Genomic DNA, 19766 nt, shown 5'->3' with positions numbered 1-19766 from the left:
AGGGAGAGGGTTGCGAAGACTTGGCAGCTTGCTGCCTAGTCGAAGCTGGGAGAGGGGGCAGCAACGCCAGCGTGGTGCGCACACCGCATCACCCTCATCCAACTGCGCCTAGCCTCGCTGCGCTCCGCAAGGCTCCGTATCCTTCTCCCTGGACAGGGAGAAGGACCGCATCACTCCGCCGCCTCAATCCGCACCAGCAGCGCCTCGACCTGCACCTGCGCGCCCTCGCTGGCGTTCAACTCCGCCACCACGCCATCGAACGGCGCGACGAGCGAATGCTCCATCTTCATCGCTTCCAGCGTCAGCAATTTCTGCCCCTTGGTGACCGACTGCCCCGCAGTCACATCCACCGCAATCACCTTGCCCGGCATGGGGGAGAGGATGGAGCCACTTCCTGCACTATGCGAACCACCACCATCAGCGCGCGGAAGAGATATTTCGAGCAGGTGCCCCGAAATAGAAATGAATTTGGCATCATGCGCAATGCTATCTCGAAAACCGTGCTCGAAATACTGACCCTTCGGTGTTGGACTGTACTGAAATGTCTTTAATTCACCATTCACAGCAAGCTGAAATTCACGCTGGGGCGTTCCATTCAGACGAAACCCCAACAGGGGTTCGGCTTTCTGGTCAAAGTCGGTGCTGTCACGAACGAACCAATTGAGCGCATCGCTCAATGCGCGGTCACTCAGTTCTGGCGACTGGGTCAACGAATCCTGCTTGCGCTCGATGAGCCCGGTATCAATCTCGGCAAGGCGAAATTGCGGATCACGCAACAGGCTCGCGAGGAAACCTAAATTTGTCCTGACAGGCCAAACCGCGGAGGACTCAAGCTCGCCTACGAGCAGATCGATCGCTTCTTGTCGCGATTCCCCATGCGATACCACTTTGGCGATCATCGGATCATAGAATGGCGAGATGTCTGAGCCCTCTTCGACGCCTGTATCGATGCGGGCGTCGCCACAGAAATCCAATAGTTCGAGACGCCCTATACTCGGCAAAAACCCCTTCGCCGGGTCCTCCGCATACAGCCGCGCTTCCATCGCCCAGCCGTTGATGCTGAGCTCTTCCTGCTTGAGCGGGATAGGCTCGCCGCTGGCCACGCGCAGCTGCCATTCGACCAGATCGACCCCGGTAATCTCCTCGGTCACCGGATGTTCGACCTGCAGCCGCGTGTTCATTTCCATGAACCAGATGCGGTCGGCGCGCAGGCCTTCCGACCCATCGGCGATGAACTCGATCGTGCCAGCGCCCTGATAATCCACCGCCTTGGCCGCGCGCACCGCCGCGCCGCACACCGCCGCGCGCGTCACCTCGTCCATGCCGGGCGCAGGCGCTTCCTCGATCACCTTCTGGTGGCGGCGTTGCAGCGAGCAATCGCGCTCGAACAGATGCACGACATTGCCATGGGCATCGCCGAACACCTGCACCTCGATATGGCGCGGGCTTTCGATCCATTTTTCGAGCAGCACGACATCATTGCTGAAGCTCGCCGCCGCCTCACGCTTGCACGAAACCAGCGCGTCGGCAAAACCGGCGGGGTCGTCGACCTTGCGCATCCCCTTGCCGCCGCCGCCCGCGACCGCCTTGATCAGCACCGGATAGCCGATGCGCTCTGCCTCTGCCGCGAGCCGCTCGGGGCTCTGGTCCTCGCCCAGATAGCCGGGCGTGGTGGGGACGCCCGCTGCGTCCATCAGCTTCTTTGCGGCGTCCTTGAGGCCCATGGCGCGGATCGAATCCGGCTTGGGGCCGACCCAGATCAGCCCGGCATCGATCACGGCCTGCGCGAATTCGGCGTTTTCCGAGAGGAAACCATAGCCCGGATGGATCGCCTCCGCGCCGGTCTGCTTCGCGGCGGCAATGATCTTCTCACCCACCAGATAGGATTCGCGCGCCGGCGACGGCCCGATATGCACGGCTTCATCGGCCTGACGCACATGCAGCGCTTTCGCGTCGGCGTCCGAATACACCGCGACGGTGCGGATGCCCAAGGCGCGCGCGGTGCGGATGATCCGGCAGGCGATCTCGCCACGATTGGCGATGAGGAGGGATTTCAGCATGGGAGATAACCTCTTCCGTCACCCTGAACTTGTTTCAGGGTCCATGGTGCGGCATTGCTGGGAGCGTGATGGACCGGGAACCTTGCGTCTACATCCTGGCGAGCGACGCCTATGGGACGTTGTACATCGGCGTCACTTCGAACTTGGTCGGACGGCTGCATCAGCACCGCACCGAAGAAATCAAGAGCTTTACGTCGCGCTATCATGTCCACCGGCTTGTCCGTTTCGAACTGTTCGACACCATGGAGGGGGCAATCGAACGCGAAAAGCAAATCAAGCGTTGGCACCGGCAATGGAAGATCAACCTGATCGAGAGCGACAACCCAAATTGGGCGGACCTGGCGGTGGGTCTGGGTTTTGATCCTCTCCCGCCGCGCGGCAGGAAGAATGGACCCTGAAACAAGTTCAGGGTGACGGGTAAGTGCGCGCTCTCCCTCCCCGAGACAAGCTCGGGGAGGATTTGGGTGACGGGAGTGGTGCGTGGCCTCCCCCCTCACATCCGGAACACCCCGAACCGGGGGGCCTCCTCAACCGGCGCGTTGAGGCACGCCGCGAACGCCAGGCCCAGCACGTCGCGCGTCTGCGCGGGATCGATGATGCCGTCGTCCCACAGCCGCGAGGTCGCGTAATAGGGATTGCCCTCGTCCTCGTATTTCTGGCGGATCGGGGCCTTGAACGCCTCGGCTTCGCGCTCGTCCCACTTGTCCGCGTCGCGGTGGACGGTCGCCAGCACGCTCGCCGCCTGTTCGCCGCCCATCACGCTGATGCGCGCATTGGGCCAGGTGAACAGGAAGCGGGGCGAATAGGCGCGGCCGCACATGCCGTAATTGCCCGCGCCGAAGCTGCCGCCGATCAGCACGGTCACCTTGGGCACGCTCGCCGTGGCGACCGCCGTCACCAGCTTGGCGCCATGCTTGGCAATGCCTTCCGCCTCGTACTTGCCGCCAACCATGAAGCCGCTGATATTCTGCAAGAACAACAGCGGAATGCGCCGCTGGCAGGCGAGCTCGATGAAATGCGCGCCCTTGACCGCGCTCTCGCTGAACAGCACGCCATTGTTGGCCAGAATCGCCACCGGCATGCCCCAGATATGCGCGAAGCCACACACCAAGGAGCTGCCATAGAGCGCCTTGAACTCGTGGAACTCGCTGCCATCGACCAGCCGCGCGATCACCTCGTGCACGTCGTACGGCGCGCGGACGTCCGAGGGGATGATGCCGTAGAGCTCTTCCGCGTCGAATTTCGGCGCGCGCGGAACACGCACGTCGATATTCGGCTTGGGGATCGGCCCGAGGTGCGAGACGATGTCGCGCACGATGGTGAGCGCGTGCTCGTCATTCTCCGCGACATGATCGACCACGCCCGATTTGCGCCCGTGCAGGTCGCCGCCGCCCAGGTCCTCGGCGCTGATTTCCTCGCCCGTCGCGGCCTTGACCAGCGGGGGGCCTGCGAGGAAGATCGTGCCCTGGTTGCGCACGATCACCGTCTCGTCCGACATGGCGGGAACGTACGCGCCGCCTGCGGTGCAGCTGCCCATCACGCAGGCGATCTGCGGAATGCCCTTCGCGGACATGTTCGCCTGGTTGAAGAAAATGCGGCCGAAATGCTCGCGATCGGGGAAGACCTCCGCCTGATGCGGCAGGTTCGCGCCGCCGCTATCGACCAGATAGATGCACGGCAGCCGGTTCGCCTCGGCGATTTCCTGCGCGCGAAGATGCTTCTTCACCGTCATCGGATAATAGGTGCCGCCCTTCACCGTGGCATCGTTGCACACGATCATGCACTGGCGGCCCGAGACGCGGCCAATCCCGGCGATCATGCCCCCGCCGGGGATTTCGCCGTCATATTGATCACAGGCCGCAAGCTGGCCGATCTCGAGAAACGGCGAGCCGGGATCGAGCAACCGCTCGACGCGATCGCGCGGCAGCAGCTTTCCGCGCGCGGTGTGCCGCTCGCGCGACTTGGCATTGCCGCCCAATGCGGCCTCGGCGACCTTCGCCCACAGCTCGTCACGCAGCGCGCTGTTGTGTGCGAAAGCGGCGCGGTAGGCGTCTGAATTCGTGTCGACCTTGGTATCGAGAACGGGAGCGGTCATTGCATAACTCCGTCATGCTGAACTTGTTTCAGCATCCATCGTGCCCGATGAGCCGAAGCCGCGTAGGGAGAAATGGACCCTGAAACAAGTTCAGGGTGACGGCTAAAGCATGAAGCCGACCAAATTCGCATCACCGCGCTCCAATCAATTCACGCGCGATCAGGAAGCGGCGGATTTCGTTCGTCCCGGCACCAATGTCATACAGCTTGGCATCGCGCAGGAAGCGCTCGACCGGCCAGTCGGTCGTGTACCCCGCCCCGCCCAGCGCCTGGATTGCCTCGAGCGAGCATTTCACCGCATTCTCGCTCGCCAGCAAAATCGCCCCCGCCGCATCGAAGCGCGTCGTCTTGCCGGCATCACAGGCGCGCGCCACCGCATAGACATAGGCGCGCGCGCTGTTGAGCGCGACATACATGTCAGCGACCTTCGCCTGCACCATCTGGAACGCGCCGATCGGTTGGCCGAACTGCTTGCGCTCGCGCACATAGGGCAGCACCACGTCGAGACACGCCTGCATGATGCCCAGCGGCCCTGCGGCGAGCACCGCGCGCTCGTAATCCAGCCCGCTCATCAGCACGCCGACCCCGCCGTTCAAGGGACCCATCACGTTTTCATCCGGCACGAAACAGTCGTTGAACACCAGCTCTGCCGTGGGGCTCCCGCGCATCCCCATCTTCTGGATTTTCTGGCCGATGCTGAAACCGGGCATTCCCTTTTCGATGATGAACGCGGTGATCCCGCCCGATCCCTCACCCGTCTTGGCATAGACGATCAGCGTCTCGGCGTAGGCCGAGTTGGTGATCCAGAACTTGGTGCCGTTGAGCCGGTAACCGCCCGATACAGCATCGGCCTTGAGCTTCATCGACACGACGTCTGAGCCTGCGCCGACTTCGGACATGGCCAGCGATCCGACATGCTCGCCCGAGATCAGGCCGGGCAAATATTTCGCCTTCTGCTCAGCATTGCCCCAGCGGCGCAGCTGGTTGACGCACAGGTTGGAATGCGCGCCATAGCTGAGGCCGAGCGACGCGCTCGCGCGGCTCACCTCCTCCATCGCGATGACATGCTCGAGATAGCCAAGGCCGAGCCCGCCATCCTCTTCGCTCACCGTGATGCCGTGCAGCCCGAGCTCGCCCATTTGTGGCCACAGATCGACCGGGAACCAGTCCTCGGCATCGATTCTGGCGGCGATCGGCGCGATCCTGTCGCTGGCAAAGCGCCGCGTGGTGTCGCGGATCATCTCGGCAGCTTCGCCCAGGGCGAAGTCGAAATCGGGCATCATGGACATTATGGCATCCTCTCCTGGATCTCTGATCGCACCGGTTCTAGCTTCCTAAGTCAACCAATGAAAATTGATATTGAAAGGGGTTTATCCTAGACGCTGTCTATGATCGAACGCTATCTGCTGCGCTATTTCCTCGCCGTGGTCGAACATGGCAATTTCACCCGGGCGGCGGAAAGCTGCAACGTCACCCAGCCGACGCTCTCGGTCGGCATCGCGCGGCTGGAGGAAAGCGTCGGCGCACGGCTGTTCCACCGCTCCAACCGGCGAGTGGACTTGACGCCGACGGGAGCGCAATTCGCCGAGCACGCGCGGCGGATCGAGGCGCAGTTCAACCTGGCCGAGGCCGCAATGAAGCACCACCGGCCCGAGGCGATAATGCGGCTGGGCGTGCTCTCCACGCTCCCCACCGCGATCGTCGCCGCGATGGCCGCCGCGCTCGCCGAGCTCGACGGCATCCGCACCGAGTTCGTCGAGGGACGGGCGAGCGAGCTGACCGACCGACTGGAGGCGGCCCGGATCGACCTGGCGATCACGATGGAGCCACAGGGCCGCCTGCGCGCCGATTTCGAGCCGGTGGTGACCGAAGGCTACAGCCTCGCGCTCCCCGCCAGCCACCCGCTGGCGCAGCGCACCGCCATCGCCGCACCCGAGCTGGCGCGCGACGTGATGCTGGTGCGCCGCCATTGCGAACTGCTTGGCCAGACCAGCCAGCATTTCACCGCACGCGGCGTCCGCCCCTTCTTCGCCGCTCGCTCGCGCAGCGACGACCGCATCCTGGCGCTGGTCGCAGCCGGCGTCGGCGTGACGGTAATGCCGGATTGTTTTGCAGCGCCAGGGGTCGCGCGGGTGCGGATGGAGGATTTCGCGCATGTGCGCACGCTGGGATTGCTGGTGCGCGAGAGCGACTCAGTGCCTGACGCGGTTGTTGAACGCGTGCGCGGGGTGCTGAGAGAGAAGATCGGAGGGGATTGGGCAGACCGGTGAACGCGGGTGCGCTTTCCGATCAATCGTCGCGAACCACGCCATAGCCCTGTGCCATCAAATTGGCGATCGTCACTATCGCCATAAGGTCCACTTGCACCGCCGGGTGAAGCTCGTCGCGCGCATAGCCGCGTGCGAGATAGGACTGGCCGCAGATGCGGATCGAAACCCCTGCCGCTGCCAGTTCCTCCAGGAGGGCAAGACTGGGGTTGGGCTTGCCGAACCGCTTCATATGCGCGGCATCGGTCAACAGGTTCGCATCCGGTGCGCCATGTACGACTATCGCGACCGCTCCTGCTTCCGGCTTGACGCCATTGGCCGCCATTGCGTTCAACAGGCTGCCTGCGCGGCGCAATGTCTGGTGCGGCTGATCCTTGTCGCGGTTGGGCTCCGACACGTCGAAGAGGACGCGGTACTGGAGCGACCGGTCAGGCTTTTCCATAGCCGCCGGGATGTCCTGAGGTACTCCGGCCGATGGCACGGCCTTGGGATAGGCCTGCCCCCAGGCAGGAGCGGCGACGAGAAGGGCAAGTGCCCCAACTGCAATGCGCATGGCAGTTCCTTTTACAAAAACGATGACCGCAGATTGGGGAATTCCGAGAACGCTACACCAAATCTCACCCCCTCCAAACCGCGGCGACACTGGTGCGCGTCGTCAGCTGATAGCGCAGGTTGTGCACGGACTGCAGATCCAGATGCCATTCGTCGGGATCGGTCGCGCCTGCGAGCAGGCTCAACTGCGTGTTCACGAACGGCAAGGTCGGTGTCGGCGCCGATTCAGGTATCGCTGTTGTCGACCACCGGCGCTTCGGGGCCGTTCTTCTTGATCGATTCGATCGCGTTCCTGGCCGATGCCTTGCTGGCATAGCCTTCGGTCGAGAACATCGTTTCCGAATTGTACTTGAACCGAACCCGGAATTCGCCGGCCTTGTCCTTGTAGATTTCAAAGCTGTGCGCCATCGACTCGACTCCCCTGTGTTTATGCGTCGAGGATATAAAATCGGCAGCGATGCTGCCAGCGTCGTCAGCCCAGCCGCGCGGGATTATACAATTGCGCGTCCACCTGGCTCAGCATGGCATCGGGGGTCAGGCCGAGCAGCACGCTTGCGGCCAGACGCGCGGCGGCAGGCGCGGTCTGGATTCCGAAACCGCCCTGGCCTGCGAACCAGAAGAACGCCGGTTGATCAGTAGCATAGCCGATCAACGGCAGCCGGTCGGGCGCGAAGCTGCGCTGGCCTGCCCAGCGATGCTCGACCGCCTCGATGGTCCAGTCGACGACCTGCGAGAATCGGTCGATCGCGATCGCCATGTCCATCTCGTCCGGCGCGGTGTCGCCGGGGTCCTCGGGCGTCTCGTCATGCGGGCTGAGCCACAGTTTTCCGGCCTCGGGCTTGAAATAATAGTCACCCTTTATGCCCAGGGTCAGCGGCAGACGCGCGACGGGAGCCGGGCTGGTGCGCAACTGCACAACCGTGCGGCGATAGGGCTGCACGCCGAGCGGTCGAACCCCGCACCGCTCGGCCACCGGATCGGCCCAGGCGCCGGCGGCATCGACCAGCCGTGTCGCGGTTACCTGTTGCCCGCCCAGCTGCAGCGTCCATCGTCCGTCACGATGGTCCGCCCGCTCCAGCGGAGCCTTGAGCGCGATCTGCGCGCCTGCGCGCCTTGCGACGGAAAGAAATGCATGATGCAGGCCGCCGACATCGATGTCCTGGCAATCGGGCTCGTATACCGCTTGCGTGATATCCGGCGCCAGCCCCGGCAACAGTGCGGCGATCCGATCCCGCCCCCAGCGCTCCATGCGCACGCCGGTGCCCGCAAACTCCGCCTCGAACGCATCGAGCAGTGGTTCCTCACCTGTCCGCGCTAATGTGAGCGCGCCGCGCGGGGCGAGGAAGCTGCGCTCGCCATAGCCGCCCGGCGGCGAATGCAGCCAGGGGCCGGACGCGGTCGTCAGCGGCTGGACCTTCGGCCCGCCATAGCTTTCTGCCCAGAAGGCGGCCGAACGCCCGGTCGAATGATAGCCGGGCCGTTCCTCGGCCTCTGCAACGAGAACGCGCGCGTGCGGCGCGACTTCGGCAGCAAGGCTGGCCCCGGCAATCCCTGCGCCGATAATGACAACGTCGTACTCGGCCATCAGGCGGCGGCCCCGGCCTTTTCGGTCTGCGCCGCCGGAGCCTTGCGCGCGAGAAAATCGTCGATGGCAGCGAGAATCCGGTCGCGGATCGGATCAACCTCGCGCAACACCTCGTGCCGCGCCTCGCGCCCGAAGCTGAGCAGCTCCGCACCCGGAATGCGCCCGGCGGCGGCGACCACCGCCTTGTTGTCGACCAGCTGGTCGGCGCTGGTGCCGATCAGCAGCACCGGCACGGTGAGCTTCTCCCACTGGCCGGGCGCGTTCATGCGAATGATCGATTCATAGGCGCGCTCGACCCAGTGCCAGCTCGCCGGACCCATGACCAGCTCGGGCCGCCTTGCCCACCACCACAGCTCGTCCTGATAGCGGTCATTGTCATGCGTCAGCAGCGTCTGGCGGATGGCGAGCGGCGAGGCAGGCTTTTCGCTCACCTTCCAGGCAGGGCGCTCGGGCCTGCCGAAGCTACGCATCAGCTTGGTGACCATATGGCCGACGGACAAGGGCAGACCGAGGCCCTTCAATCCCAGCATCGGCGCGCTCAGCACCATCGCATCGGGGGTGATGCGCTTTTCCTGAATGGCGCGGGCGATCAGATGCCCGCCCATCGAATGACCGACTACGACATAGGGCCCGGGACGCGAAACCACCCAGTCCGCCCAGAAGCTGGCAATGTCGTCGATCCACTGGCTGAAATCGTTGATATGGCCAACATATTGATGCTCGCTCATCCGGCCGCTGCCGCCCTGCCCGCGCCAGTCGGCCGACGTGACGTTCCAGCCGGCCGCCTGCCAGTGCGCCAGCGTCTCCAGATATTTTTCGTAAATGTCGCCGCGGCCGGGCATGAACAGGATCGAACCCCGGGCCGGACCATCGGCCATCCAGTCGATGCGGCGCAACGGCCAGCCATCGGCAGCATTCCAGCGGCTTTCGACCGCGCCTGGCGGAATTGCGCGCCGGTCAATGGTTACTTTTTGGTAAGTCATGCCCGCTATACGCCAGACCCCATGGAAAACGGTCCCCTCGTCTACGGTCTGCTGGCTGCCTTGGCAATCGCGCTGTTGCACGCGGCCTATACCGACATCAAGCGACGAGAGATCGAGGACTGGCTGAACGCAGCCATCGCGCTTGCCGCGCCGGTCTTCTGGTGGGCCTGCGGACTCTCCTTCTGGCCGGACATGGCCATGCAGCTGGCGGTCGGCGCAGCCGTGTTCCTGTTCTTTGCGCTGATGTTCGCGATCGGCGCGATGGGCGGTGGTGACGTGAAGCTGCTGGGGGCGATCGCCCTGTGGTTTCCATGGACCGAAATGGCGCGGATCACGATCATCATGTCGCTGATCGGGGCAGCGCTTACCCTGATCGTTCTGGCCGAGCACAAATGGAAGAAAAAGCCCGGCCAGCCCGAGGTTCCCTATGGGGTCGCGATCGCCATGGCGACGCTTTGGCCCGTTGGCGAACGGTTTTTTAACCAGTTTGCGTGAAATTAAGAGCATTCTGAAGGACTTTGGGGGCTGTCGACGCCATGGATAAACGGAAAGTCATCCTGCTTGTAGGAGCGCTCGTAATCGCGCTCTGCACAGCCTTTCTTGCCAGAAGCCTTTTCACCGGATCGGCTGCACCCGAGGTGACGGCAGCGCCCCAAATGACGGCGCCTGCGGGGCCGCGCGTGCTGGTGGCGAACCGGTCGCTGCCGGTCGGCACGATCATCACGCCCGATAGCGTCGCCTTCCAGCCCTGGCCCAGCGAGCTGGTCGACAACGCCTATTTCCTCGAAGCCGATGCCAAGATCGATTCGCTGCTGGGCACGGTGGTGCGCAATCCCATCACCGCTGGCCAGCCCGTGACCCAGGGATCGCTGGTCAAGCCTGGAGATCGAGGTTTCCTTGCTGCAGCGCTCGGCCCCGGCATGCGCGCCGTGACCGTGCCCGTCTCTGCCCGCACCGGCGTGGCAGGCTTCGTGTTCCCCGGCGACCGCGTTGACCTGGTGCTGACCCAGAAGGTCGGCGGCGATGATGGCCCGGCGCTCAGTGCTTCCGAGACGATCATCCGCAACCTGCGCGTCCTGGCGACAGACCAGCGCGTGAACGCGGAGAATGCGGAGGGCAAGACCGAGGTCATCGCCTTCTCGACCGTCACGGTCGAAGCGACGCCCAAGCTGGCCGAGAAGATCGCAGTGGCGCAGACCATCGGGACGCTCAGCCTGTCGCTGCGCTCGATCGCGGACAATGAGGCCGAGCTCGAACGTTCCATGGCCGCTGGCGACATCAAGCTGCCTGCTGGAGCCGATCGCCGGACCGAAGACAAGTTGCTCAAGGCCCTGGCCACCCGCCCGGTCGATACCGATGTCACCTTCGTCACCGGCGGAGACGTGTCGCGCTTCCAGCGCCGTTCGGTCCCGGCAATCGGCGGCAGCCGCCGGCAGAACGATTATTCCGGCCCCATCGCCCCCGGCGGTGCACCGCAACAGGTCATCGCACCGGCTGCTGCGGCTCCGATCGGCCCGGTCGTGCGCGTCGCCCGTGGAAATACAGTGACCGAAGTTCCGGTCGGAGGGAAATGACCATGCGTTCTTCCAAGATGATCAAGGGCGCCCTGCTCGGCTGCGCCATTGCGGCGACCACCGCGCTGACGGGGCTGGTCCCAGCTCTGGATGGCGTCGCCAAGGCGCAATCCGCCGTGCAGCGGCCGACCGAAACGCTGGTCCTCTCGATTGGCCGGGGCCAGCTGATCCAGTTGCCCGGCACGATGACCGACCTGTTCGTGGCCGATACCAGCGTCGCCGATGTGCAGGTCAAATCATCGAAACAGCTTTACGTGTTCGGCAAGGCCGGTGGCGAGACCACGCTCTACGCCAGCAATTCAGCGGGACAGGTGGTCTACTCGGCCACGGTCCGGGTGGGGTCGAACATCGATTCGATCGATCAGATGCTGTTGCTTGCCATGCCCGATGCCAAGGTCCGCGTGAGCACCCTCAATGGCGTTGTCCTGCTGACGGGCACCGTCGGCGCGCCCGAGGACAGCGCGGAAGCAGCGCGGCTGGTCCAGGCCTTTGTCGGTGACAATGTGAAGGTTATCAGCCGTCTGGCCACGGCAACGCCGATGCAGGTGAACCTGCAGGTCCGCATCGCCGAGGTCAGCCGCTCGCTGGTCAAGGAAATCGGCGCCAATCTACTGACCCGCGACCTGACGGGCGGCTTCCAGTTCGGCATCGGCCGTGCATCGCGCAATTTTGCGACGATCCAGGACACCCTGAACGTGAGCACGCTTCCGCGGCTCGACGCATCGGCGCAGTTCGGGCTGCCGGCAGGATCGCTGACCTTGCCGTTCAACCCCGTGACCGGCCAGTTCGTCGCCGGCGGAACTACCACCACCTTCAACAACGGCATTGACGGCAAGACCGCCATCCAGGCCGCGGGCCGGCTGTTCGGCCTCGACATCGCCAGCGCCTTCGATCTGGCTGAGCAGGTTGGCCTAGTGACCACGCTGTCGCAGCCCAATCTGACCGCGCTTTCGGGCGAAACCGCAGACTTCCTGGCAGGCGGCGAGTTCCCCATCCCGATCAACCAGGGCCTGGGAGCGACCAGTATCGAATACAAGCGCTTCGGTGTCAGCCTGGCCTACACGCCCACGGTGCTGGCCAATGGCCGCATCTCGATGCGCGTTCGCCCCGAAGTATCGGAACTTTCGTCGGCAGGCTCTGTGACGCTGGGCGGCTTCCAGGTCCCGGCGCTTACCACCCGCCGCGCCGAAACCACGGTGGAACTGGGGTCGGGCGAGAGTTTCATGATCGCAGGACTGCTCAGCAACAACTCGCAGGATCTGGTCGACAAGGCGCCGGGGCTTGGCGACATGCCTGTGCTTGGCAACCTGTTCAAGTCGTCCAATTTCCGCAAGGGCGAGACCGAACTGGTCATCGTGGTGACGCCCTATCTGGTGAACCCGGTCAACGCCAATGACATCAAGCTGCCCACCGATGCGTTCCGCACGCCGGACGAGCTGCAGCGGCTGATCAACAATCAGCAGTCTGACGGCATCACCGGAGGTGACCGGCCCAAGCCGAGTGTTGCCCCTGCCGAAAGTGGCAGCGGCGGACCGGAATTCGGCGCCCTTCCTGCCGAGCCGCGTGCGATGCCCTCTTCGGGCGCCAAACCGCAGCGTGATGCGCGAAAGGCCAGGGCCAGACAGGGTGACAAGCCCGCCGACATCGCCGCAGCACCCGGCTTTTCGTTCGACTGACGCCAGCGACCCGCTCTGAGGAGAATTTCAATGCGCGCTTATCATGCAGCCATCGCAGCAGCGGCCGTCCTGACCTTGTCGGGGTGCGGCAACATGGCCAGCAATCGCAGCCTGGAAAGCGTACACCAGCCCGTGGTGTCGCGAAGCAACTACACGCTGGATCTGAATGCCCAGGGCGGATCGCTGCCTGCGCAGGAGCAGCGCCGACTGGTCGAGTGGTTTCAGGCGATGGACCTGGGCTATGGCGATCGCGTCGCGATCGATGACCCGGCCGGACGCAATGTCGTCGTAAAGTCGGCCATCGAAGCTGCCGCTTCGCGTCACGGCCTGCTGGTCAATGATGTGGCACCGGTGACCAATGGCGAGATTGCGCCGGGGACCGTGCGCGTCGTGGTGACCCGCAGCACCGCCGAAGTGCCCGGCTGCCCCGACTGGAAGACCAAGCTGGAAATGAACTATCGCAACGCGACCAGCAGCAATTACGGCTGCGCGGTCAACGGCAACATGGCAGCCATGGTCGCCAACAAGGAAGACCTGGTGCGCGGCGAGCCGGGTAGCCCGACCACGGCAACCCAGCGTTCGGATACCGCCATCAAGCAGTATCGCGAAGCTCCACCCACCGGCGCACAAGGCCTGAAGCAGAGCTCCACCCAGGGAGGATCGCAGTGAACGCACCCTGGAAACCTGGCATGGCTGCCACCCGCGACCAGTTCGCGGCGTTTATCTGCGACGAGCCGACGCTCGACATCGTGCGCGCCACGGCCATCAACATGGGCTGGCCACCCGAAAAGTGCATGAAGGGCGGGCTCCGCAATGCGGTGCAGTCGCTCTCGATCACCGCGAGCCCCAATATCCTGCTGGTCGACCTGTCGGAATCGGGTGACCCACTGAACGACATCAATGCGCTGGCTGAAGTCTGCGAGCCCGGTACCGTCGTGATCGCGATGGGGCAGGTCAATGACGTGCGCCTGTATCGTGACCTGATCGCCAGCGGTCTGCACGACTATCTGCTCAAGCCCGTTGGGCCGGACCAGATTCGCGACACCATCCTTCAGGCGCAGGCCATGCTGAATGCGCCCAAGGCGGGTGAAGCTGCGGTCGAGCGAGCGCATGTCGGCATCATGGTCATCGGAACGCGCGGCGGGGTCGGCGCTTCGACCGTAGCTACCTCTCTTGCCTGGCAGATCAGCAAGAATGCGGGGCGCATGACCGCCCTTCTCGACCTTGACCTGCATTTCGGCACCGGCGCGCTGACCATGGACCTGGAACCGGGGCGCGGCCTGACCGATGCGATCGACAATCCCAGCCGTATCGACGGCCTCTTCATCGAGCGCGCGATGATCAAGGCCAATGACAAGCTGTCGATCCTGTCGGCCGAGGCACCGATCAGCGCACCGCTGATCACCGATGGAACTGCGTTCTTCCAGCTGCAGGAAGAGTTCCGTCACGCCTTTGAAAACACCGTGGTCGATCTGCCGCGTCAGATGCTGATCGATTATCCGCATCTGGTGGCCGAAACCAATATCGCGGTGCTGGTGACCGAACTCACCCTCGCCTCGGCGCGCGATGCGATCCGTCTGCTGGCCTGGCTCAAGTCCAACGCGCCAGCCGCGCGGGTCCTGGTGGTCGCCAACAAGGTGCAGCCGGCAGCACTGGAAATCAGCCGTGCAGACTTCGAGACAACGATCGAGCGCAAGATCGATTTCCTGATCCCCGCGGACCCGAAGACCGCAGCCCAGGCTGCAAAACTCGGTCAGCCGTTCTGCGAGGCGGGAAAATCGACCAAGGCCGGCGCGGTGATTAAGTCGCTGACCGACCGGTGCCTGGGCCTCGCGGAAGAAGATGCTGTGGCCGAGAAGGACAGCGGCGGCGCAAAGAAGTCGCTGCTCGGCAAGTTTGGCGATTTCAAGTCGCTGTTGCCGAGCAAGCCGGCCAAGGCAGCCAAGAAGTAACCGGATCCTCCGCGCTCATGTCGGGCGCAGCGGATCAACATTGCGGGTGAAGAGCGGATGGAGATGGTGAAGACATTGCTGTTGGCCGCAGGTATCGCGAGCGTGCTCGGCCTGCTGGTCATGGCATTTTCCGGGCCGTCTGCGCGCAAGGAGCTGCAGCGCCGCATCCTCACCGTGCGTGAGCGCTACAGCGAAAATGCCAATGCCAAGGTCGAGGCGCAGATGCGCAAGGCCATTGCCAACCGCAAGCCCCGGTTCAACCAGACCGGTGAAGAGCTGACCAAGGTCCAGATGCTGGCACGGCGTCTGGCGATGACCGGCAAGAGCTGGACCGTCGCGCAGTTCGGCCAGACCGTGGTCGGCCTTGGCCTGATCGTGGCGCTGGCGGTCTATTTCCGGTCGGGCCATCTGATGATGAGCCTGTTCATCGGCTCCGCGCTCGGCTTTGGCCTTCCGCACATGGTGGTGGGGCATTTCATCAAGCGCCGGCTCAACCAGTTTACCGCCCGTTTTCCTGACGCCATCGATCTGCTGGTGCGCGGCCTGCGCTCGGGTCTGCCGGTGACCGAGACGCTCCAGGTTGTCGCCAAGGAAATTCCGGGCCCGGTGGGCGAGGAGTTCAAGCTGGTGACCGAGCGGATCAAGATCGGCCGGTCGATGGAAGACGCGCTGCAGGAAAGCGCCAACAGGCTGCAGACACCGGAGTTCAACTTCTTCTGCATAACCCTCGCGATCCAGCGCGAAACCGGCGGCAATCTGGCCGAGACGCTGTCGAATCTCGGCGCCGTGCTTCGCTCGCGCGCGCAAATGAAGCTCAAGATCCGGGCGCTGTCGTCCGAATCCAAGGCTTCTGCCTATATCGTCGGCTCGCTGCCGTTTCTGGTCTTCCTGATGATCTGGTGGGTCAATCCCGGCTATCTTGGAGGCTTTTTCGTCCAGGAACGGCTGATGATCGCCGGCATTGGCGGGCTTGTGTGGATGGGCATCGGCGTCTTCATCATGGCCAAGATGGTCAGCTTCGAAATCTGATCGGGGGAACAGGGATATGCAGGAAGCAGCCAACCCTACCCTGATGGGGGTCGATGTGATCTTCGTGGCGACGCTGCTCGCCGCTGTGGCCACGCTGGCAGTGCTCATCGCCATCTATGCCGCGACGACGGTGCGCGATCCGATGGCCAAGCGCGTCAAGGCGCTGAACGAGCGGCGCGAGCAGCTCAAGGCCGGGATTACCGCGTCCACCGCCAAGAAGCGCGCCAAGATCGTTCACAAGAACGACACCACCGACAAGATGCGCAGCACGCTGCAATCGCTGCGCGTGCTGCAGGATGAACAGCTCAAGGCGGCGCAGCAGAAACTGGCTCAGGCCGGGATCCGCTCCAAGGACATCGCGGTTGCCATCATCTTCGGCCGCCTGGTGCTTCCGGTCGCTCTGGGTGGCCTTGCCGCTCTGCTGATCTATGGCCTGGGCGTGCTGGTGCCCGACTGGACCCCGATCAAGAAGTTCGGCCTGTTCGCAGCCATCCTGATCGGCAGCTACAAGGCGCCCGATCTGTTCGTGCAGAACATGATCGCCAAGCGCACCGATGCGATCCGCAAGGGCCTGCCCGATGCGCTCGATCTGCTGGTTATCTGCGCCGAAGCTGGTCTCACCGTCGATGCCGCCTTCAACCGCGTCGCCAAGGAACTGGGCCGGGCCTATCCCGAACTGGGTGACGAATTTGCGCTGACCGCGATCGAACTCGCCTTTCTCACCGAACGGCGTCAGGCGTTCGAGAACCTTGCCTATCGCGTGGCGCTGGATTCCGTGCGCGGGGTGGTCACGACCATGATCCAGACCGAGAAATACGGGACGCCGCTGGCGTCGGCCCTGCGCGTGCTTTCCGCCGAATTCCGCAATGAACGCATGATGCGCGCGGAAGAGAAAGCCGCGCGGCTGCCCGCCATCATGACCGTGCCGCTGATCCTGTTCATTCTGCCGACCCTGTTCATCGTCATCCTCGGTCCGGCGGCCTGTTCGATCGCCGATGCCTTTGGCAGCAAGTGATCGGCGCAACCCCTCCCGCAGACTGACCGCAAAAAAAGGGGCGGCCGCCGTATCCGGTGCCGCCCCAGGTCACTGATGTTCACCGCCTGATGGTGTCCGATCAGGCAGTGTCCCCCATCAATTCCTCGATCAGTATTTCGCCCGCAGCGTGATGCCGTACATGCGCGGCTCCTCGACAAAGGCGATGCGCGAACGGGTACCGGCGCCGCCGCGCAGCGGGGTGTTGGCCGTGATGCCGCGCGTGATTTCGTTGTTCAGGTTGGTGCCCCAGAACTCGAACGAGAACCGGTCATCGGGCGTGGTAAAGCCAAGCCGCGCATTCATCTTGAAGAAAGCCGGCTGGATATCAAGCGGATTGGGCAGGCCGTTGGTATCGAGTGCCGAGGTGGCAGTGCGACGGCTGCTCGAATAGTTGATGTTGAAATTGGCGAGCATCTTCCAGCCGGAATCGGTGATCTCGTTGTCATAAGTGATCCCCGCAACGCCGGTGAACTTCGGCGCGTTGGTCAGATCCTGGCCGCAGAGCGCACGGATGGTCACCAGGGTCGGCGCCGAGGCGACGACACCGTCGGCGCAGTTGCCGGGATAGCGCGCGTCGGCATAGGTCATGGCAAGGTTGACCGAAATGCCCGATTCAAACTGACCGAAAAGCTCAAGTTCTGCACCGGTCGACTTCGCGGCCGCGACGTTGAAGGTCTGGAACTGGACGCCGGTGAAATCGAGCACCTGGAAGTCGCTCATGTCCATATGGAACACGGCGAGATTGGCGCGAATGCGACCATTGGCAAATTCCGTCTTGATCCCCGCCTCATAGGCGTCGACCTTTTCCGAATTGAACCGCGGGTCCGCACCCAGCGCGGCGGCTGCCGGGTCAAGATTGAAGCCGCCCGACTTGAAGCCGCGGCTGAACCCGGCATAGGCAAGGAAGCCGTTGTTGCTGTTATAGGCCAGCTGCGCCGTGTAGGTCAGTTCGTCATCCTTGAAGACCAGATCATATTCGCGCGGCAGCGGCAGGCCGGGTATGGTGTTGGCAAGGACCGTTCCGCCCGTGCCCGGCACGGTGATGCGTGCCGAGGTTGCGAAGGGGAAGCAGGTCAGGCCAAGGGCCCCGGCCCTGAGCGCTGCCGGGATGGCCCCCGTGATTACCCCGTTGACGATGGCCTGACAGGCCGGGGAATTGGCGGCCAGCTGATTGAAGCTGCCGTCCTTGGTCTCCTCGACATAACGAGCACCCAGGGTCAGGCTGATATTGTCGGTGAAGTTGATGACATTGTGGGTGAAGATCGAGAAGCTTTCCGCATCCTGACGGAAGCGGTTGACGGCAAAATTGCCGGCGGCGTTGACCGGCACCCCGCCATTGCCGAGCGCGGTCAGCGCAAACAGCGGATTGACCCCGGCCACGTTGCCGAAGTTTCCGGCGCTGACGGCGCGCTGGAAATCGGTCCCGAGGGTCAGAGACTGGATTTCGTCGATCTTTTCATCCGAATAATAGGCGCCAACCAGGAAATCGAGCGCATCGTTGAAGGCGCTGCCCTGGAAACGCAGTTCGTGCGTCATCGTCTTGATCGGGCCGCCATTGCTGGGCGTGGTCGGCGCTGCGGTCGAACCTGCGCCGGAGCTGAAGATGTTCAGCCCGACGAAATCCGATTCCTGGTCCGACGATGCCTCGAAGTGACGATACGAGCCGATATAGGTCATCTGCACCGGGCCGATGTCCCACTTCAATTCGCCCGAGAAGCCATATTGTTCGGTATCATTGTTGAACAGCTGGCTGTTGGTCTGCAACCGCCTCAGCGCCTGCGGACCGGAAGCCGCGACCCCACCATTGGCAGGCAGGCCCTGGAAGGCGAAGAACGGCAGCAATTCGGTTTCGCGGACGATGACCGCGTCGCAGCAATTCTCGTCGGCCTTGGCATAATCGCCGATCAGGCGGATGCTGACATCGGGTGAAGGCTCCCAAAGCAGCTGCGCGCGCAGAATGTAGCGATCGCGATTGCCGCTTCGCGCACCCGGAACGGTTACGCTGCGCAGATACCCGTCGCGCTTGCGATAGGCGCCCGAAATGCGCAGGCCCAGCGAATCCGTGACGATGGGCACGCTGACACCGGCCTGGACGTTGAAGAAATCATAATTGCCGTAGGTGACATTGCCGAAGGCCTTGACCTCGGTAAGGTCAGGACGCTGGGTGGTAATGTTGAGCGCGCCGGCAGAGGTGTTGCGCCCGAACAGGGTACCCTGCGGACCGCGCAGGATTTCGAGACGTTCAAGATCAAGCAGGTCGCCCAGCGCGATACCGGGGCGTGACTGGTAGACGCCGTCGATGAACACACCGACCGAGCTTTCCAGACCGGTATTGTTGCCGGTGGTGCCGACGCCGCGAATGCGAATCGACGTTCCCTGGCTCTCGGTCTGCGAGGACTGGATGCTGAAGCTGGGCGAGATCGAGGTCAGCGCCTTGATGTCCTGCACGTTCTGACGGTCGAGTTCGGCCGGGCTGACGGCGGTCACCGCGAGCGGGATGTCCTGCACGTCTGCAGCGCGGAGCGTCGCGGTGACGATGATGACATCGCGCTCGGGCGCCTGATCATCCTTCTGGACGTCCTGCGCCTGAGCCATGGACGTCATCGAGATCGATGTCATTGAGACAGTGCAAAGCAAGCCCAGAACGGGCTTCGACAAAGTGCGCATCCTCTTCTCCCACAAGCAACCTGCTGGTTGTGCTTTTGCCCCCGTCACTCTTTGGATGACGTTGGGCATGGATCGAAAGCTGTCACAATGAATGACCGAATGCAATTCAATTTAACCTAGCGATTAATCTTTTGCAGTGCGGCAGGAATGGCGCAAATCCTGACCTTTTTAATTGTTGCAATGCAGCATGGTCTTTCCGTTACGGGAAGACGGCAAGCATTCGGCGTTTCCGCTCTTCCATATCGCAGCAGCACAATGGGTGCTGGACGTACCATCCAGGTGCCTTGTCAA

General features: G+C 63.4%; 17 protein-coding genes. 9 read left to right on the top strand and 8 right to left on the bottom strand.

Going from position 1 to position 19766, the window contains the following annotated elements:
• Nucleotides 1–170: 170 nt before the first annotated feature.
• Nucleotides 171–2060, bottom strand: coding sequence for an acetyl-CoA carboxylase biotin carboxylase subunit (locus tag C7451_RS11355; RefSeq protein WP_110299091.1), 1890 nt, complete (start codon nt 2058–2060; stop codon nt 171–173).
• 68 nt (nt 2061–2128) lie between these two features.
• Here C7451_RS11355 and C7451_RS11350 point away from each other — a divergent pair, with 68 nt between their 5' ends.
• Nucleotides 2129–2458 (top strand): GIY-YIG nuclease family protein, encoded by a 330-nt coding sequence (locus C7451_RS11350; RefSeq protein WP_110299090.1) that lies wholly within the window; start codon nt 2129–2131, stop codon nt 2456–2458.
• Nucleotides 2459–2553: 95 nt separating this feature from the next.
• Here C7451_RS11350 and C7451_RS11345 read toward each other — a convergent pair whose 3' ends face one another.
• Nucleotides 2554–4155: a carboxyl transferase domain-containing protein gene (locus C7451_RS11345; RefSeq protein WP_110299089.1), complete on the bottom strand. Its 1602-nt coding sequence runs from the start codon at nt 4153–4155 to the stop codon at nt 2554–2556.
• 130 nt (nt 4156–4285) lie between these two features.
• Nucleotides 4286–5434, bottom strand: a complete 1149-nt coding sequence (locus C7451_RS11340; protein ID WP_208625205.1) for an isovaleryl-CoA dehydrogenase — start codon at nt 5432–5434, stop codon at nt 4286–4288.
• A gap of 108 nt (nt 5435–5542) precedes the next feature.
• On the opposite strand from C7451_RS11340, the gene C7451_RS11335 reads away from it, so the two are divergent.
• The gene (locus C7451_RS11335) at nt 5543–6424 is read left to right on the top strand and encodes a LysR family transcriptional regulator (protein WP_110299087.1); all 882 of its coding nucleotides are present in this window, start codon (nt 5543–5545) and stop codon (nt 6422–6424) included.
• 19 nt (nt 6425–6443) lie between these two features.
• On the opposite strand, the gene C7451_RS11330 is transcribed toward C7451_RS11335, so the two are convergent.
• The 4 genes from C7451_RS11330 to C7451_RS11315 form a co-directional block, all read right to left on the bottom strand.
• On the bottom strand, nt 6444–6974 hold the full coding sequence (locus C7451_RS11330; RefSeq protein ID WP_110299086.1) for a DsrE family protein: 531 nt from the start codon (nt 6972–6974) through the stop codon (nt 6444–6446).
• 224 nt (nt 6975–7198) lie between these two features.
• Nucleotides 7199–7381, bottom strand: coding sequence for a YegP family protein (locus tag C7451_RS11325; RefSeq protein WP_110299085.1), 183 nt, complete (start codon nt 7379–7381; stop codon nt 7199–7201).
• A 64-nt stretch (nt 7382–7445) separates the two neighbouring features.
• Nucleotides 7446–8558 carry an NAD(P)/FAD-dependent oxidoreductase gene (locus C7451_RS11320; RefSeq protein WP_208625202.1) on the bottom strand — a complete coding sequence of 371 codons (1113 nt, stop codon included), beginning with the start codon at nt 8556–8558 and terminating at the stop codon, nt 7446–7448.
• Nucleotides 8558–9541: an alpha/beta hydrolase gene (locus tag C7451_RS11315; RefSeq protein WP_110299083.1), complete on the bottom strand. Its 984-nt coding sequence runs from the start codon at nt 9539–9541 to the stop codon at nt 8558–8560. The genes C7451_RS11320 and C7451_RS11315 overlap by 1 nt, the downstream gene beginning before the upstream one ends.
• Nucleotides 9542–9562: 21 nt before the next feature.
• Here C7451_RS11315 and C7451_RS11310 point away from each other — a divergent pair, with 21 nt between their 5' ends.
• Genes C7451_RS11310 through C7451_RS11280 form a run of 7 tightly spaced genes read left to right on the top strand, consistent with a single transcriptional unit; the run spans nt 9563 to nt 16787 of the window.
• On the top strand, nt 9563–10036 hold the full coding sequence (locus tag C7451_RS11310) for an A24 family peptidase (protein ID WP_110299082.1): 474 nt from the start codon (nt 9563–9565) through the stop codon (nt 10034–10036).
• Between the two features lie 41 nt (nt 10037–10077).
• Entirely contained in the window at nt 10078–11115 is a 1038-nt protein-coding gene (gene cpaB, locus C7451_RS11305) for a Flp pilus assembly protein CpaB (RefSeq protein WP_110299081.1), read from the top strand.
• Nucleotides 11112–12791, top strand: coding sequence for a type II and III secretion system protein family protein (locus tag C7451_RS11300; RefSeq protein WP_110299080.1), 1680 nt, complete (start codon nt 11112–11114; stop codon nt 12789–12791). Before cpaB ends, C7451_RS11300 begins: the two co-directional genes overlap by 4 nt.
• A gap of 30 nt (nt 12792–12821) precedes the next feature.
• Complete coding sequence (locus tag C7451_RS11295) at nt 12822–13460, top strand: CpaD family pilus assembly protein (protein WP_110299079.1); 639 nt, start codon at nt 12822–12824, stop codon at nt 13458–13460.
• Nucleotides 13457–14743: a CpaE/TadZ family protein gene (locus C7451_RS11290; RefSeq protein ID WP_110299078.1), complete on the top strand. Its 1287-nt coding sequence runs from the start codon at nt 13457–13459 to the stop codon at nt 14741–14743. Before C7451_RS11295 ends, C7451_RS11290 begins: the two co-directional genes overlap by 4 nt.
• A gap of 57 nt (nt 14744–14800) precedes the next feature.
• Nucleotides 14801–15772, top strand: coding sequence for a type II secretion system F family protein (locus tag C7451_RS11285; protein WP_110299077.1), 972 nt, complete (start codon nt 14801–14803; stop codon nt 15770–15772).
• 16 nt (nt 15773–15788) lie between these two features.
• On the top strand, nt 15789–16787 hold the full coding sequence (locus C7451_RS11280) for a type II secretion system F family protein (protein ID WP_110299076.1): 999 nt from the start codon (nt 15789–15791) through the stop codon (nt 16785–16787).
• 129 nt (nt 16788–16916) lie between these two features.
• Here C7451_RS11280 and C7451_RS11275 read toward each other — a convergent pair whose 3' ends face one another.
• On the bottom strand, nt 16917–19412 hold the full coding sequence (locus C7451_RS11275) for a TonB-dependent receptor (protein WP_167398513.1): 2496 nt from the start codon (nt 19410–19412) through the stop codon (nt 16917–16919).
• Between the last annotated feature and the right edge of the window lie 354 nt (nt 19413–19766).

This window comes from Blastomonas natatoria (assembly GCF_003201955.1).
Taxonomy (GTDB): Bacteria; Pseudomonadota; Alphaproteobacteria; order Sphingomonadales; family Sphingomonadaceae; genus Blastomonas; species Blastomonas natatoria.
Note: the sequence above shows the minus strand (reverse complement) of the source record. Positions and strands in the feature narration are given on the sequence as shown.